Origin of the sequence: Dysgonomonas sp. 37-18, from assembly GCF_001899125.1 — a bacterium.
Classification (GTDB): Bacteria; Bacteroidota; Bacteroidia; order Bacteroidales; family Dysgonomonadaceae; genus Dysgonomonas.
On record NZ_MKVC01000016.1, the window covers coordinates 124,957 to 140,517 of the forward strand.

15 protein-coding genes are annotated in these 15,561 nt (G+C 38.2%); 12 read left to right on the forward strand and 3 right to left on the reverse strand.

Annotated elements, in window-relative coordinates; all coding sequences use genetic code 11:
- Positions 1-10: 10 nt before the first annotated feature.
- From BGO84_RS06260 to BGO84_RS06285, 6 genes are all read left to right on the forward strand, one after another.
- Positions 11-1,060: an inorganic phosphate transporter gene (locus tag BGO84_RS06260; protein ID WP_135107093.1), complete on the forward strand. Its 1,050-nt coding sequence runs from the start codon at positions 11-13 to the stop codon at positions 1,058-1,060.
- Positions 1,061-1,245: 185 nt separating this feature from the next.
- Positions 1,246-3,039: a 30S ribosomal protein S1 gene (gene rpsA, locus BGO84_RS06265; RefSeq protein ID WP_135107148.1), complete on the forward strand. Its 1,794-nt coding sequence runs from the start codon at positions 1,246-1,248 to the stop codon at positions 3,037-3,039.
- A gap of 164 nt (positions 3,040-3,203) precedes the next feature.
- On the forward strand, positions 3,204-4,598 hold the full coding sequence (locus BGO84_RS06270) for a TolC family protein (protein ID WP_291028492.1): 1,395 nt from the start codon (positions 3,204-3,206) through the stop codon (positions 4,596-4,598).
- Between the two features lie 155 nt (positions 4,599-4,753).
- On the forward strand, positions 4,754-5,746 hold the full coding sequence (locus BGO84_RS06275) for an HlyD family efflux transporter periplasmic adaptor subunit (RefSeq protein ID WP_291028494.1): 993 nt from the start codon (positions 4,754-4,756) through the stop codon (positions 5,744-5,746).
- 3 nt (positions 5,747-5,749) lie between these two features.
- Positions 5,750-6,919, forward strand: a complete 1,170-nt coding sequence (locus BGO84_RS06280; protein ID WP_291028495.1) for an ABC transporter permease — start codon at positions 5,750-5,752, stop codon at positions 6,917-6,919.
- Complete coding sequence (locus BGO84_RS06285; RefSeq protein WP_291028496.1) at positions 6,916-8,121, forward strand: ABC transporter permease; 1,206 nt, start codon at positions 6,916-6,918, stop codon at positions 8,119-8,121. The genes BGO84_RS06280 and BGO84_RS06285 overlap by 4 nt, the downstream gene beginning before the upstream one ends.
- Before the next feature lie 22 nt (positions 8,122-8,143).
- On the opposite strand, the gene BGO84_RS06290 is transcribed toward BGO84_RS06285, so the two are convergent.
- Entirely contained in the window at positions 8,144-8,386 is a 243-nt protein-coding gene (locus BGO84_RS06290) for a DUF2007 domain-containing protein (protein ID WP_006841975.1), read from the reverse strand.
- 162 nt (positions 8,387-8,548) lie between these two features.
- Here BGO84_RS06290 and BGO84_RS06295 point away from each other — a divergent pair, with 162 nt between their 5' ends.
- From BGO84_RS06295 to BGO84_RS06320, 6 genes are all read left to right on the forward strand, one after another.
- On the forward strand, positions 8,549-10,711 hold the full coding sequence (locus tag BGO84_RS06295; RefSeq protein ID WP_291028498.1) for a TonB-dependent receptor: 2,163 nt from the start codon (positions 8,549-8,551) through the stop codon (positions 10,709-10,711).
- A gap of 30 nt (positions 10,712-10,741) precedes the next feature.
- Complete coding sequence (locus BGO84_RS06300; RefSeq protein ID WP_291028499.1) at positions 10,742-11,122, forward strand: hypothetical protein; 381 nt, start codon at positions 10,742-10,744, stop codon at positions 11,120-11,122.
- Complete coding sequence (locus BGO84_RS06305) at positions 11,123-11,395, forward strand: hypothetical protein (protein WP_291028500.1); 273 nt, start codon at positions 11,123-11,125, stop codon at positions 11,393-11,395. It abuts the gene before it with no gap.
- A 15-nt stretch (positions 11,396-11,410) separates the two neighbouring features.
- Entirely contained in the window at positions 11,411-12,031 is a 621-nt protein-coding gene (locus BGO84_RS06310) for a hypothetical protein (protein WP_291028501.1), read from the forward strand.
- Positions 12,024-12,308, forward strand: a complete 285-nt coding sequence (locus BGO84_RS06315; protein ID WP_291028502.1) for a transcriptional regulator — start codon at positions 12,024-12,026, stop codon at positions 12,306-12,308. The genes BGO84_RS06310 and BGO84_RS06315 overlap by 8 nt, the downstream gene beginning before the upstream one ends.
- Positions 12,309-12,387: 79 nt before the next feature.
- Complete coding sequence (locus BGO84_RS06320; protein ID WP_252638448.1) at positions 12,388-12,633, forward strand: GlsB/YeaQ/YmgE family stress response membrane protein; 246 nt, start codon at positions 12,388-12,390, stop codon at positions 12,631-12,633.
- Between the two features lie 84 nt (positions 12,634-12,717).
- On the opposite strand, the gene rlmD is transcribed toward BGO84_RS06320, so the two are convergent.
- Both rlmD and BGO84_RS06330 read right to left on the reverse strand, forming a co-directional pair.
- On the reverse strand, positions 12,718-14,127 hold the full coding sequence (gene rlmD / locus BGO84_RS06325; protein WP_291028503.1) for a 23S rRNA (uracil(1939)-C(5))-methyltransferase RlmD: 1,410 nt from the start codon (positions 14,125-14,127) through the stop codon (positions 12,718-12,720).
- A gap of 224 nt (positions 14,128-14,351) precedes the next feature.
- Positions 14,352-15,557: a hypothetical protein gene (locus BGO84_RS06330; protein WP_291028504.1), complete on the reverse strand. Its 1,206-nt coding sequence runs from the start codon at positions 15,555-15,557 to the stop codon at positions 14,352-14,354.
- Between the last annotated feature and the right edge of the window lie 4 nt (positions 15,558-15,561).

The window sequence follows — 15,561 nt, forward strand, 5'->3', positions numbered from 1 at the left end:
TAATAAAGAAATGACATTATTAATAATAATCATTATTTTAGCGATCATATTTGATTTCATAAATGGCTTTCACGACGCTGCCAACTCAATAGCAACCGTCGTATCTACGAAAGTTCTTACACCGACCCAAGCTGTAATTTGGGCTGCCTTTTTCAACTTCGTAGCTTATTTTATCGCAAAATATATTATCGGCGGATTTGGTATTGCAGACACTGTATCCAAAACCGTGGATATGGAATTTATAATTCAAAGCTTTGGCAACCCATCTCTGGTTATCATAGCCGGACTGATAGCTGCTATTTCTTGGAACCTTATTACATGGTGGTTAGGAATCCCTTCATCTTCTTCACATACTCTTATCGGAGGATTTGCAGGAGCCGGTATCGCCGCTTCAGGTTTTCAAGCTGTACATTCAGGCGTTATTGGTATTATTGCGCTGTTTATTGTAGTAGCACCTCTGATTGGTATGGTTTCGGGTAACATCATCACGCTGATCACCCTCCACTTTGTAAAAAAGATAAAACCGGGTAAGGCCGACCGTTGGTTCAAGAATCTACAGCTCATCTCATCCGCAGGACTTAGTATAGGACATGGATTGAACGACTCGCAAAAAGTAATGGGTATCATTGCAGCTGCATTGATTTCATATACAGCAACTACGCCCGACGTTCACCCTTGGTTATATATGAATGACATGAACGATATGCACGACTGGGTGCCACTCGCATGTTTTACTGCGATTGCAATAGGTACAGTTTGTGGAGGATGGAAAATCATGAAAACGATGGGAAACCGTATTACAAAAATCACTCCTATCGAAGGGTTCTGTGCTCAGACAGCAGGTTCTATCACCTTATATATATCCGAAATGCTGCACGTGCCGGTAAGTACAACCCACGTAATCACAGGTAGTATAATAGGCGTAGGATCAGTAAAACGTCTTTCAGCTGTTCGCTGGGGAGTAACCAAAGATTTATTGATAGCATGGATACTGACTATTCCGGTTAGTGCCCTGATGGCTATTGTATTCTATCACATTCTGGGACTGATCGTTCAATAAGAACACTCTCTATAAAATAAAAGCGGATGGTTAAAGTTAACCATCCGCTTTCTTCATTTAAATTTTTCTGCAAAAGCATTGCTTTATACATTGAAAAACAATATCTTTGCACCGCTTTTCGAAGCAAGAATGTTTAACTTTTTAATGATACTGATCAGGACTGGTGCCAGATCTAATTTTGAATGATTGATAATTTAAAAAATGTACAACCGGTTGCAGATTTCGACTGGGATTCGTACGAAAAAGGAGACTCTTACACAGGTAAGAGCAAAGAAGAACTTGTAGAAACCTATGACCAATCGTTGAACAAAGTAAACGACAAAGAAGTGGTAATGGGTAAAGTAACTGCTATGAACAAACGCGAAGTTGTTGTTAATATCGGTTACAAATCAGACGGTATCGTTTCTATGAACGAGTTCCGTTATAACCCGGATCTAAAAATTGGTGACGAAGTAGAGGTATACATAGAAAGCCAAGAAGACAAAAAGGGACAACTTATCCTTTCTCACAAGAAAGCACGTGCTACACGCTCTTGGGATCGTGTTAACGAAGCTCTTGAAAAAGACGAAATCATCAAAGGTTATATTAAATGTCGCACTAAGGGCGGTATGATCGTTGATGTATTTGGTATCGAGGCGTTCTTGCCAGGATCTCAGATCGACGTGAAACCAATCCGCGACTATGATGTATTTGTAGGTAAGACTATGGAGTTCAAGGTAGTGAAAATCAACCACGAGTTCAAAAACGTTGTTGTTTCTCACAAAGCTCTTATCGAAGCTGAACTTGAACAACAGAAAAAAGATATCATCTCTAAGCTTGAAAAAGGTCAGGTACTTGAAGGTACAGTTAAGAACATCACTTCTTACGGTGTATTTATCGACCTTGGCGGCGTAGACGGACTAATCCACATTACAGACCTTTCTTGGGGACGTGTACAACACCCAGAAGAAGTGGTTAAATTGGATGAAAAAATCAACGTTGTTATTCTTGACTTCGATGATGACAAGAAACGTATTGCATTAGGATTGAAACAATTGACTCCTCACCCTTGGGATGCTCTTAGCGCTGAGCTTAAAGTAGGCGACAAGGTGAAAGGTAAAGTTGTGGTTATGGCTGACTACGGTGCATTCATCGAAATCGCTCCGGGTGTAGAAGGCTTGATCCACGTTTCAGAAATGAGCTGGGCTCAACACTTACGCAGTGCACAAGACTTTATGAAAGTTGGCGACGAAGTAGAAGCTGTAGTGCTTACTCTTGATCGCGACGAACGCAAAATGTCTCTTGGTATCAAACAATTGAAACCAGATCCATGGGAAAATATCGAAGAAAAATATCCTATCGGAAGCCAGCACACTGCAAAAGTTCGCAACTTCACTAACTTCGGTGTATTTGCCGAAATAGAAGAAGGTGTAGACGGACTAATCCACATTTCAGACCTTTCTTGGACTAAGAAAATCAAACACCCTAGCGAAGTTACTGCTATAGGTGCTGACATCGAAGTACAAGTACTTGAAATAGACAAAGAAAACCGTCGTTTAAGCCTTGGTCACAAACAACTTGAAGAAAACCCTTGGGATGTATTCGAAACTATATTTACTGTAGGTTCTGTACACGAAGGTACTCTTGTTGAAATGGTTGACAAAGGAGCAGTAATCTCTCTTCCTTATGGTGTTGAAGGTTTTGCAACTCCTAAACATTTGGTAAAAGAAGATGGTTCTCAGGCTAAGATCGATGAAAAACTTGATTTCAAAGTAATCGAGTTCAACAAAGACTCTAAAAGAATCATAGTATCTCACAGCCGTGTGTTTGAAGATGAAAAACCGGAAGCTAAAGAAGCTGCTGCTGAAAAAAGAGCAAAAAAATCTTCTAAGAAAGAACAAGCTGAAACTTCAACTCAATCTAACGTAGAAAAAACTACATTAGGCGATATAGAAGAGCTTGCAGCATTGAAAGAAAAACTTTCGGGAGATAACAAATAAATATCTTTTTGATATTCTGATAAAAGGGTTCACTAATTAGTGAACCCTTTTTCGTTTAAAATGTTAAAATAAAAGTGAAAGTTCTCTGTACATTTTGTATATATGAAAAGACTATCTAATTTTGCAGTTTAGTTGCATAAGCAATCAACACATAAAACCACTATATGAATACTAAGAGTTTAGGATTAGCCTTATTTTTCTTTTTTAGTATAGCTTCCACAGTTTCGGCACAACAGTTTCTATCGCTGGAGCAATGCCGACAACTTGCAATAGAGAACAACAAATCGCTCAAGATAGCTTCTGAGCAAGAGAGAATAGCATATTATGAGAAAAAGGATGCACTTACCAAATTCTTCCCTGAGATATCGTTTACGGGAGCATATTTGCGCAATCAGAAGAATTTGTATCTCATTCCATCTTCTGCCATACCTACATCTATACCTCTCCCGATAGAGATTCCCGGAATAGGCAATAATATTCCGATAGACGACAAAATCCGTAATAGCATTCATGATCTAGGAAAGGTAGACATTAAAAACGTATGGGCGGGAGGATTTACGCTTACACAACCGTTGTTTATGGGAGGAAAGATCGTTGCTTACAATGATCTGAGATCTTATGCTCAAGATCTAGCCAAAACGATGAAAGAGACTCAAATGACAGAGGTTATCGTGGAGGTAGACAATGCATATTGGCAGGTTGTATCAGTAGCCAATAAGAAGAAGTTGGCAGAGGCGTATGTCAAACTCATGCAAAAGATGGACTCTGATATTTCAGCCATGGAGCAAGAGGGCGTAGCCACAAAAGCCGACAGGCTCTCTGTAAACGTAAAACTAAACGAGGCAGAGATGACTCTTACAAAAGCGGAAAACGGGCTGAGTCTTTCAAAAATGCTATTGGCACAAATATGCGGACTGGAGATCAACGATCAGCTTACATTGAAAGATGAAAATATAACAAACATTGCAACCGACGAAGGCGTAGATGCTATGCCCAACATAGACGAAGCCATATTGAGCAGGACAGAGATAAGAAGTCTCGAGCTAGCCACAAAGATATATGGTAAGAAAGAAAAGATTGCAGTAGCCGATTTTATGCCGAATGTTGCACTTACAGCAAACTATTTATGGACAAATCCGAACTTATTTGACGGTCTGGAAAACAAGTTCGCCGGAATGTGGAATGTAGGAGTACTACTAAAAGTCCCTTTGAATTTTGCTTCTAATTCAGCAAAGCTTAATGTAGCAAAAGCCGAAACACGCATCAAACAATTTGAAATGGAGGATGCAAAGGAAAAGATTAAATTACAAATAAACCAATCAGCATACAAACTGTCGGAAGCAAACAAAAAGCTAAAGACTGCGCAAAAAAACACAGAAAAGGCGGATGAAAATCTAAGATACGCAAACGTAGGATTCGAGGAAGGAGTAATCCCTTCGTCGGATGTTATAGCAGCACACACAGCTTGGCTATCGGCTCACTCGGATCTGATAGATGCACAGATCGACATTATCTTATGCCGAATATACCTGAACAAAGCATTGGGTCGTAAGTTTTAAAAACATCTTATATTTATCTATATATAAAGAACTAAGATGATAAAAGTATACAATTGGGAAAACAATAAAAAAAGTGTCACTTTTGTCACCTTTTAGACCTAAAATCACTGATTAACAAATCGATATATATATGAAAAAAAGTAACAAATAAAGATATGGATACAGAAAACAAAAAAACAGGTTCTAAACTCATACCTATTCTGATTTTTGCCGCCGTTATTATTCTAGTTGGCTTATACGGTTTCTTCTTCCTCAACCAAGAAGACAACATCATACAAGGTGAAGCAGATGTAACCGAAGTACGTATATCCAGCAAAGTGCCCGGACGTATCGCAAAATATATGGTAGACGAAGGAAGCTATGTAAAAAAAGGTGACACTCTTGCTATACTAAGCATTCCTGACATCGATGCTAAGCTGGCACAGGCAAATGCGGCACAGCAAGGAGCTGCGGCACAAAACCAGAAAGCAATAAAAGGGGCACGCGTAGAGCAAATCCAAGGGGCATACGAAATGTGGCAAAAGGCTAAAGTAGGAACAGACATAGCGCAGAAGTCGTACAAGCGTGTTCAAAACTTGTTTGACAAAGGTGTTGTAACCGCACAAAAGAGAGATGAAGCCGAAGCACAATACAACGCATCAGTTGCAACAGAAAAGGCCGCGAAGTCTCAATACGACATGGCTGTAAACGGTGCAGAAAAAGAAGACAAAGAAGCCGCCTTTTCCTTATTGGAAAGAGCAAAAGGTGCTGTAGCAGAAGTATCATCTTACATCTCTGAAAGCTATCTGATCTCACCTATTGACGGAAAGGTTACCGAAAAATTTCCGAACGAAGGAGAGTTGGTAGGTACAGGTGCTCCGATAATGAATGTTGCTAAACTAGACGATAAGTGGGGTTCATTCAACATCAGAGAAGACCATCTAAAGAACTATAAAGATATAGGTAAAACATTCAAGGCATACGTTCCGGCACTGGATCAGGAAGTAGAGATGACCGTATACTATGTCAAAGATTTGGGATCGTATGCAGCATGGAAAGCGACTAAAACAACAGGACAGTACGATAGAAAGACTTTTGAGGTAAAAGCTCGATTCAACGATAAAGCCATCGATGTACTGCCGGGAATGTCACTTATCATTAAAGAATAACAAATGAGCTATAAAACCGGTATACTAGCCATATTCAAAAGGGAGTGGATACGTATATCCTCATCCAAAATATGTATATGGGGGATATTCGTTGCTCCGCTATTATCCATGATTATTTTGATGTGGATGATGAGCGCAGGGCTACCCTCACGTATACCTATTGCGGTGGTAGACCTAGACAATACGACTACAACACGCTCTTTGATACGCCAGTTGGATGCTTTTGAAAAAACGAATATACAGTATAAAAGCCTTTCGTTTAAAGAAGCAAGGCATCAGATGGAGCGAATGGAAGTATATGCTGTACTGACCATACCGAAAGATTTTACGAAAGATGCAATTTCAGGCAATCGCCCCAAATTGGTTTATTATACCAACAATGCTTTTTTGATATCGGGCTCTCTGCTATTTCAGGACTTGAAAACAATATCTACATTGGCTTCGGCCTCAGTAGGGTTAAAGACTGCAACGGCAAAGGGTTATACAGAAAACCAGATTATGCCGATCTTACAACCGATTACGATAGACGCTCATCCCACAGGAAACCCTTGGCTCAACTATTCGGTATATCTGAACAATGTTCTCTTGCCGGGTATATTGCAATTGATTATCCTGATGTTTACCGTATCGGCTTTCGGTTCGGAAATAAAAGCAGGTAACGGTCCAAAGCTTATGTCTATGGGAGACAACTCCATCATCAAAGTAATGATAGGGAAACTACTTCCATATACGATCATATATATGGGGATAGCGTTATTATTTGTGGCAGTCCTTTATTACATCAATCGATTTCCATTGCATAATGGTTTTTGGCCTATGTTCTTTAATTATGCATGCCTCATTCTGGCAGCACAGGGAGCAGGCGTCATACTTCTGGGAATATTCCGCAATTATCGGTTTGCCCTAAGCATAGCCAGCCTTATAGGGATGGTGTCATTCTCCATTACAGGATTTTCATTCTCTACGTTGGCGATGGATGGAAGCCTCAGCGCATTGAGCAACTTATTCCCGCTAAGGCATTTTTTCCTTATCTATGTAGATCAGGCGCTAAATGGTATAGCGGTAGGCTACTCCATGTATCATTATGCGGCACTGCTTGGATTTGTGTTGCTATCAATATTCTTCTTCGGTACTGTAAGAAAATTACTGAAGGATAACGTATATGAGCTATGAAAAGATTACTACTTGACATATATTATGTTTGGATCAACGAGCTAAAGGTCATATTCAAAGACCCGGCTGTTATATTGCTGTTCTTTATAGTACCGTTGGCCTATCCTGTACTGTATAGCTTTATATACAATAACGAAACTGTACATGAGGTAAAAGTTATATTTGTAGATGATTCAAACTCTTCGCTCTCAAGGGAATTCAAGAGAAAGGTAGATGCCACAGCCGATGTAAAGGTAATAGGATACGCCTCGGACATGGAAGAAGCCCGTGAAGCTCTCCGAAGAAAAGAAGCTTACGGGATAATGTATATCCCCAGAGATTTCAGCAAAGACATACATACTCAGCAACAAACGAAAGTCAGCGTGTATGCCGATATGAGCAGTTTGTTGTTTTACAAAGCAATGATACTCAGCGCTACCGAAGTATCGCTGGATATGGGTGCTGATATACGCGTAGTTGAAACCGGAAGCGGAAGTCAGGAAGAAGATGCCACTACCCGGCAAACAGTAGAAAATGAATGGGTTCCGATGTATAATCCACAGAATGGATTTGCAAGCTTCCTTGTTCCTGCGATACTTATATTGATTATACAGCAAACAATGTTTCTCGGTATAGCTACTATTGTTGGCACACACAACGATAAGAAACGATTTACAATAGCATCACACACAGCCCAAGGCAAAAATGTAGGAGCCATAAAGCTAACGATCGGTAAAGCCTTTTGCTATGCCTCTTTATACATGCTGATCTCGGTATGGGTACTGCGAGTAATACCATATATCTTCAAGTTTCCGCAGATAGGAGATCCACTGACAATTGCAGTATTTCTTATGCCGTTCCTGTTGTCGGCTACATTCTTTACAATGACACTCTCCTACTTCTGCTCGCAGCGTGAATTCGGTATGATGTTGTTTGTATTTACGAGTGTCATATTCATATTTATATCGGGTATATCTTGGCCTTGGACTGAGATACCTACAGCCATAAAGGCAATAGCATACATTGTTCCGTCTACACCAGGCATTCACGGGTTCATTAAAATAAATACAATGGGAGCTACTCTGAATGATGTATGGTTCGAATATATAGCTCTTTGGATACAGGCAGGAATATATTGTATTACGGCAACCATAATGTATAAATGGTGGATACAGAATTACGACCCGGAATACAAAGGAATGATAAGAAAAAGAGTTGAATAAATCTTCAACTCTTCTTCATCTTCTATTGATATTTCTCGAAGTCAAAATCTTCTCGCTTAGCAAAGCCTCCTTCTATAAGTAACTCTGCAGCGCGCCTGTAATCCTCCGATCTGACCTGTAATCTGGCTGTACCTAACCCAGCAGTGTAAACAGTAAGATATTCTCCATTTACAACACAGTCTATGCCATTGTCAATCAGAAATGATTTTGCTATAGCCAAATTAGCTTCAAAGTCAGCGCTTTTTAAAGTAACCAGTTCATCCATAATCTTTAGATTTATTATCCACTTATAAATGTAGATATAATCAACAAACTAGACAAGACGAACAATATTTATTTCAATTATTTATAAAATAATTTGGTTTACAATATAAACTACTTTACATTTACGGAATAAAATATTATAAACCACTTTAAGGAAAAAAATATGATACTCCGGTTAACTCTAATAATAATTCTATTAACGATATCAGTCAGGGCATTTAGTCAGTCTCAAATACAAGGATATGTAAGAGATGAAAACAGCAAAGGTATAGCTTTCGCAAATGTTTATATAGAAAACAGAGTAGATGGAACGAGTACTGATGAGAACGGACACTTTACTTTAGAAACTGAAGAGAAAGGGTCTGTTACGCTGATAGCTTCATTTGTAGGATATAAACCGTTCTCTATCACTTCCGATGTTTCGAAACTGAACAACTTAACTATTAACCTGAAGCCCGACCTAACAAACTTAAATGAAGTAGTCGTTACGGCAGGTAGTTTCCAGCTAAAAGGAGGATCGAATCTGGAAAAAAAGAATGCTATCGATCTAGTTACAGCTGCAGGCTCGGAAGGAGATTTATATAAATCCATAACAAACTTACCCGGCGCTCAAATATCGGGTACAGACGGCAAACTGCAAGTAAGAGGTGGAAGTAGCTATGAGACTCAGACCTATATAGACGAGATGCACGTAATGTCGCCATATACATCCATGCCGGCAAACACAGCAGTGAGGGGAAGGCACTCTACATTTATATTTGATGCGATAAATTTTTCAACGGGAGGCTTCTCGCCGGAATATACTCAAAGTTTGTCGAGCGTACTACCCTTGTCGACTAAAGACGAAAGTACTATTACGAAGATAGGAGCCAGTCTAACTAGCGTAGGATTGGGAACGGGAGGGACTAAATCGTGGGATAAAGGATCTGCTTCTTTTGATGTAAACTATACAAATCTTGAACCATATACAAAACTGATATTCCCTGACGAGAAGCCGGATTGGGATAAGTATTATCAAGGAATATCCGCAGCCAATCAGCTTCGGTTTAAGCTAGGAGACAAAACATATCTTAAAACATATTTCACTTACGACAAAACTCTTTTTAAGAAAAAGGAGACTCCCGCATTCAGCAATATTGACCGCAAACTAGATTTTGATGAAGATAACCTATACCTAAACAGCACATTCAAAAAGCGATTTAGCAATGGGATCAATTACTTCGCCGGAGTAGCTTATTCTTGGAATAAGAAGAATATAAATAATGCCAGAGTACCGAATGATCTATTTAAGTCGGATGAAAGCGAGCTCCATCTAAAGACAAAGGCAGAGAAACGATTCTCCGGCTTGTATAAGCTAGGAGTAGGGACAGAAGCTCTGATCAGAAAATATGAAATGACTTATCTGGACGAGAAGAGTGTAGAAAGAAAAGTAAATCATAACATCGAAGGATTATTCGTCAGCAATGATTTTAACCTATCAGCCAAGCTGCTCTTAAACGCATCATCACGTATCGAGTATGCTTCGTTAGACAAGTCATTTGCACTACTTCCCCGCATCGCCTTAAACTACAATATAAAGAAAGACATTGTATTATCAGCTGTCGCAGGAAAATATCAGCAGACTTCTCCCAACGAAAATTTGATTTACAACAATCACCTGTCACAAGAGAATACAACGCAATATATACTGAGTGCACAGAATACAATTACAAATTATCGAGTATTCAGGGTCGAAGTTTATCACAAGAAATACAACAAACTGACTACCATATATGACGACTTTTATCACTCTGATGGACATGGATATAGCCAAGGTGTAGACCTAATGTATAAAGATGGGTTCAGAACAGGAAACAAGCAATCCTTAGAATATATGCTATCGTATTCATACAATGATTCGAAGCGAAAGTATGCCGAATACAATGAAAAAATTATGCCGCCATTTACGACAAAACATAACGCATCGGTCATTCTAAGGTATTCGAACGAAAAGTTAAAAAGCATAATCGGAGTAACAAACCGATTTGCCAGTGGACGTGCATATCACAATCCTAATTTACCCGGTGTAATGAACGAAACAACTCCCGCTTATAACTCTTTGGATATTAGCTGGACTGTATTGGCACACAAAAGGCTAATCATATATGCGAGTGCCTCAAACATTCTTGGCAGAACCAATATATATGGGTATGATTATAATCCGAACCCGAATACATCGGGCAGATATGAAGCAAAACCTATAAAGTCGTATCAAAACAATTTCTTCTTCATCGGATTCTTCTGGACAATAAGTGGAAAAGTAGCATACGATCCGGCAACATTCTAAAATAAAACATTAACCCTTAATTATATTCTTATGAAAACGTTTAAATTTTATCTTTGTATAGCAATACTAATTGTACCAATGGCTTTATCAGCAATAACAAATACTGATTCAACCTATTTGAAAGTAATGGAGAAAACAGTATTAAAATTAGATTCTGCCAAATCGGTAAACGAGTTACAAACAATCCGGAATCAATTCGAACGGATATCTTTGAAATATGACAAAGAATGGCTACCTCTTTACTATGTAGCATACACAGGAATACAAATGGTATATTACAGCCCGAAGGCAGAAAACAATGAAGCCATTCTCGAAACGGTAAAAGCAAGTCTTGACAAGCTAAATTCATTTACCAATGCCGACAAGTCAGAAGTCAGTACTTTGTATGGGTATTATTACAATGCATTATAGATGACCAATCGGGCAGTAAATGGACAAAAATATTTTAATGATGTAATCAGTAACTATGAGAAGGCTATAAAGCTGAATCCGGAGAATCCGAGACCAATCTTTTTATTAGCTTTTTATGAAAGTTTTTTACCTGACTTTATTCGCTCGAAACGTGATTTTTGTGAAGAGATAAATAAGGCAAAGTCATTATATCAGAAAGAACAAAAAACAATAGAAAAACCGCATTGGGGCGAAGCTTTTATGATACAAATTTCAGCGAAGTGCAATAAATAAAATAATACCGGCATAATGGAAAATAATTTCACCGAACAAGATAGCTTGAAGCTTATCAATGAAATGATCTCGCAAGCGAGAAACAATTTTCAGGAAGGAGGCATTAGAACGAGTATATTCAGTGGATATGTGGTGGCTGCAACCGCTCTTGCCAATTTCATCCTCATCCATACATTAGACGATCCGAATCAATCATTCTGGATTTGGCTAACAATGATACCAATGATAATAATATCAAGAATAATAAAGAGGAGATATTCGAGAAGTGCGACAGTGAAAACACATATAGATAAAATAGTAAGACACATCTGGAATGCATTTGCCATATCTGTTGCGATCTTTCTTATAACTATTTATGGAACAGCATACGCCTTACACTCAGGCTTTCTGGGAATCCTTATAACTCCCATTATTTTAACAATGATGGGTGCAGCACAATTTACAACTTCTATCGCTTGCCGATTCAGACCATACCTTTATGGAGCATGTATTTTTTGGGGAGGAGCCTTAGTGTGCACATTAAGTTATATTTTTGCCAGTGGTGATATTCAATTTATTATTTTGGGTATATGTGCTATCCTTGGACTTTGTGTACCGGGGCATATAGCAAACCGTAAAGCCGTTAAAAATGTTTAAAGAACTTGATCCACTCTTACACTCGCAACTGCGACTGGCAGTAATATCATTGCTGCTATCTGTAGAAGAAGCTGACTTTGTCTTTATCCGAGAGAAGACAGGTTCAACTGCGGGTAACTTGAGCGTACAAATAGAAAAATTAAGCGAAGCCGGATATATCAACGTCCGCAAATTCATTGATGGGAAGAAACCCCGCACCGTTTGCAAAATAACTCAAACAGGCATAAATGCATTTGACAAATACGTAAAAAATCTGCAAAGTTATATTAAGAAATAATGCAAGAAGCAAACCATATCTTTATTAAGCGTGTTATAAAAGGTAGAGTTCAATTTTATTAACATAAAAATAAAAGAATATGGGATTCATTTGGTCGATAATAATAGGTATAGCTGCCGGATTTATAGCCGGCAAGATTATGAAAGGCAGTGGCTTCGGACTTATACTAAACCTTATAGTCGGTATTGTCGGAGGATTACTCGGGGGATGGATATTTACGCTGCTCGGGTTGGATGTAAACGGTATTCTAGGCAACTTGGTAATGTCTACTATAGGAGCAATCGTACTGCTTTGGATAATATCCTTATTTAAGAAAAAAGAATAGAGTATAAAAAGAGATAATTCTTAAAAGCTGAGAAAGAGGTATATTCCAACGAGTATTGCCTCTTTCTCTGCTTTTAACGAATTCTTATTTCTTCACCAGCAATACTACATTCTCTACATGATGAGTATGAGGGAACATATCTACAGGCTGTACTCTTTCCACTTTATATTTTTCGTCCAACAAAGACAGGTCACGTGCCTGAGTAGCCGGATTACAACTAACATATACAATACGATCAGGCTCGGCAAAAAGAATTGTCTTTATCACATCATCATGCATACCTGCACGTGGAGGATCTGTGATAATCACATCAGGGCGTCCATGCTCATTGATGAAGTCCTGTGTAAGAATATCCTTCATATCTCCCGCATAAAACAGCGTGTTATCTATCTTATTTATTTGGGAATTAACTCTCGCATCCAAGATAGCATCCTCTACATATTCTATTCCTACCACTTTCTTTGCCTTAGAGGCTACAAAGTTGGCAATAGTACCTGTACCTGTATAAAGGTCATATACAAGTTCATCGCCCGATAGGTTTGCAAAATCACGTGCTATTTTATACAAATTATAAGCTTGCTCGCTATTTGTCTGATAAAAAGACTTAGGACCTATCTTAAACTTTAAGCCTTCCATCTCTTCATATATACAATCATTTCCTTTCCATACCAGAACGTCTTGATCTGTTATAGTATCATTCGCTTTCTGATTGACAATATAGAGTAATGACGTTATTTGAGGGAACTCTGTGGCAACAGCCGTCAATAAGCCTTCTTGTTGTTCTTTTTCATCATCATAGAATACAATAATCACCATCAGTTCACCCGTTGTGGATGTCCGTACAATAAGGTTGCGCATCAATCCACCCCTATTTCTTAAATCAAAGAAGGTATAGTTTTTATCGTAACAGTATTGACGTATAAAATTGCGGATCTGATTAGAAATATCTTCTTGGAGCCAACATTTATCTATATCCAACACCTTATCAAACATACCCGGAATGTGAAAACCCAACGCATTCATATTATCAAAGCTTTCGCCGGAATTGATTTGCTCCAAGGTAAGCCACTTCTTATTCGAAAAAGTGAACTCTAATTTGTTTCTGTAAAACTGTGTTTTTTCCGAACCTAATATATGATGAATATCGGGTAACTCTATTTTTCCAATACGCGTCAAATTATCCTCAACCTGCTTTTGCTTATACTTTAATTGCTCCGCATAGGGCAGGACTTGCCATTTACAGCCACCACAGATACCGAAGTGTTCACAGAATGCTTCTGTACGGTTTGGTGAATATGAGATAAAACGGACAGGCTTTCCTTCCGCATATTTATTTTTCTTGCGGGTTATTTGCAAATCGATCACGTCGCCCGGCACAACGTATGGTATAAACACAACCAAATCATCTACCTTGGCTATAGCTTTGCCTTCTGCGGCTACATCTACGATCTCTACATTTTCTATTAACGGAAGTTCTTTTTTCTTTCTGGCCATTGATCTTTATTTGAGTATAAAATGCGTGCAAAGATAATTCTATTTTTTCGCTTTTTGGTGATAGCTACACCCGCTATCTTGGTAGCTTTAGAAAAAGGTGACAAAAGTGACACTTTTTTACTTATTTTTTATCGTCACTTTCCATATTAAAGAACATATCCACATCAGAGATCACGTATATAAGATAAATTAGAATGGAAGACATAACCTGATTGGCTTCCACCCTATTTTTTCTTCATCTCTTTGATAGTCTTATAACAGACAAAAGTTAGAAATAAACCAATTAGAATAATAACCGCCCATAAGAAAAGAGGCTTTTCAATCAATGACGGCTGCCTTTCAGAAGCTGCAACCGGCATATTAATCTGAGAAAGATTCTCCGTTTTAACAATAGGCAAATCTACAGGAATATCATTCTTAAAGTGATCTATATCATAATCAGGTGATGATTTATATCTCATACCAACCTCCAAATAATATTTTTCACCCTTCTCTAGATAAGCGCACAAATAACGATTCAATCCATACACTTTGATTGAAACAATATCTAACGGAAGATTATTATTATTCTCAATAGCTATAAAAGTGTGCTTGCCAAGAGGAAAATAATCGACGATGAAAGAGTTATCCGTTTTGGAAGACAAATCGAACTTTAAAGACTTTCTGTTAATCGTATCAGACAAAAGAACATTTCGCAAATAATGAGCATCGCTTTGTACCGATATCTCCAGTCGATTGATCTTATATGTGTCCTGCAAATCGGGAAAACTGATATATGTTTTCTTGTTTATACTATCCTTAGCTACGAAACGACCCAGATTGATTTCGGAGAACTGTCCATAAATATTTGAGCTTGCATAATTTCCTATCCTTAATATTTTTAACGGACTGTTTTGATCATTTTCAATCGTTATCTCATAATACTTATAGTTTCCTTGGGGAATATCGAGCAGTAAGGCATCTTCGTTATTATCCGCCTTATGCTCAAGATTGTAGACATGAGTCTTCTGCTTTACAATATACCATTGCGACAAATCATTACTCCCTCTCACCGAAGCATATTTATTGACGTCGGCACTACGTATAAAAATATAAAAACGACTTATATTATCTAACTTTGTATTATCTACAATAACAATATTAAGACTATCCTTTTCAATATTCTGCTTTAATGAATAGCTTTCAAATCGACTTACTTCCTGCACCGGACTCACCGCTCGCAGAAAATAAGAGATCTCTTTATTTTTACTATTGTATATCCTCAAATCGGACAAGTCCGACGCAACAGACTTCGCTATTATATGCTGATCGAGTTCTATATTATAATACCCTTTTTCTTCTACTGGTTTTGTATCAGCACGCCAAAGTGACTGTCCATAGACTTGAAAGATAAAAAGAGAAAGCAGATATGTAAATATTATTTTTTTCATCAGG

Coding starts and splice junctions, on each gene's coding strand:
- BGO84_RS06260 (WP_135107093.1), top strand. CDS start 11: ATGACATTATTAATAATAATCATTATTTTAGCGATCATATTTGATTTC.
- BGO84_RS06270 (WP_291028492.1), top strand. CDS start 3,204: ATGAATACTAAGAGTTTAGGATTAGCCTTATTTTTCTTTTTTAGTATA.
- BGO84_RS06275 (WP_291028494.1), top strand. CDS start 4,754: ATGGATACAGAAAACAAAAAAACAGGTTCTAAACTCATACCTATTCTG.
- BGO84_RS06280 (WP_291028495.1), top strand. CDS start 5,750: ATGAGCTATAAAACCGGTATACTAGCCATATTCAAAAGGGAGTGGATA.
- BGO84_RS06285 (WP_291028496.1), top strand. CDS start 6,916: ATGAAAAGATTACTACTTGACATATATTATGTTTGGATCAACGAGCTA.
- BGO84_RS06290 (WP_006841975.1), bottom strand. CDS start 8,386: ATGGATGAACTGGTTACTTTAAAAAGCGCTGACTTTGAAGCTAATTTG.
- BGO84_RS06295 (WP_291028498.1), top strand. CDS start 8,549: ATGATACTCCGGTTAACTCTAATAATAATTCTATTAACGATATCAGTC.
- BGO84_RS06300 (WP_291028499.1), top strand. CDS start 10,742: ATGAAAACGTTTAAATTTTATCTTTGTATAGCAATACTAATTGTACCA.
- BGO84_RS06305 (WP_291028500.1), top strand. CDS start 11,123: ATGACCAATCGGGCAGTAAATGGACAAAAATATTTTAATGATGTAATC.
- BGO84_RS06310 (WP_291028501.1), top strand. CDS start 11,411: ATGGAAAATAATTTCACCGAACAAGATAGCTTGAAGCTTATCAATGAA.
- BGO84_RS06315 (WP_291028502.1), top strand. CDS start 12,024: ATGTTTAAAGAACTTGATCCACTCTTACACTCGCAACTGCGACTGGCA.
- BGO84_RS06320 (WP_252638448.1), top strand. CDS start 12,388: ATGGGATTCATTTGGTCGATAATAATAGGTATAGCTGCCGGATTTATA.
- rlmD (WP_291028503.1), bottom strand. CDS start 14,127: ATGGCCAGAAAGAAAAAAGAACTTCCGTTAATAGAAAATGTAGAGATC.
- BGO84_RS06330 (WP_291028504.1), bottom strand. CDS start 15,557: ATGAAAAAAATAATATTTACATATCTGCTTTCTCTTTTTATCTTTCAA.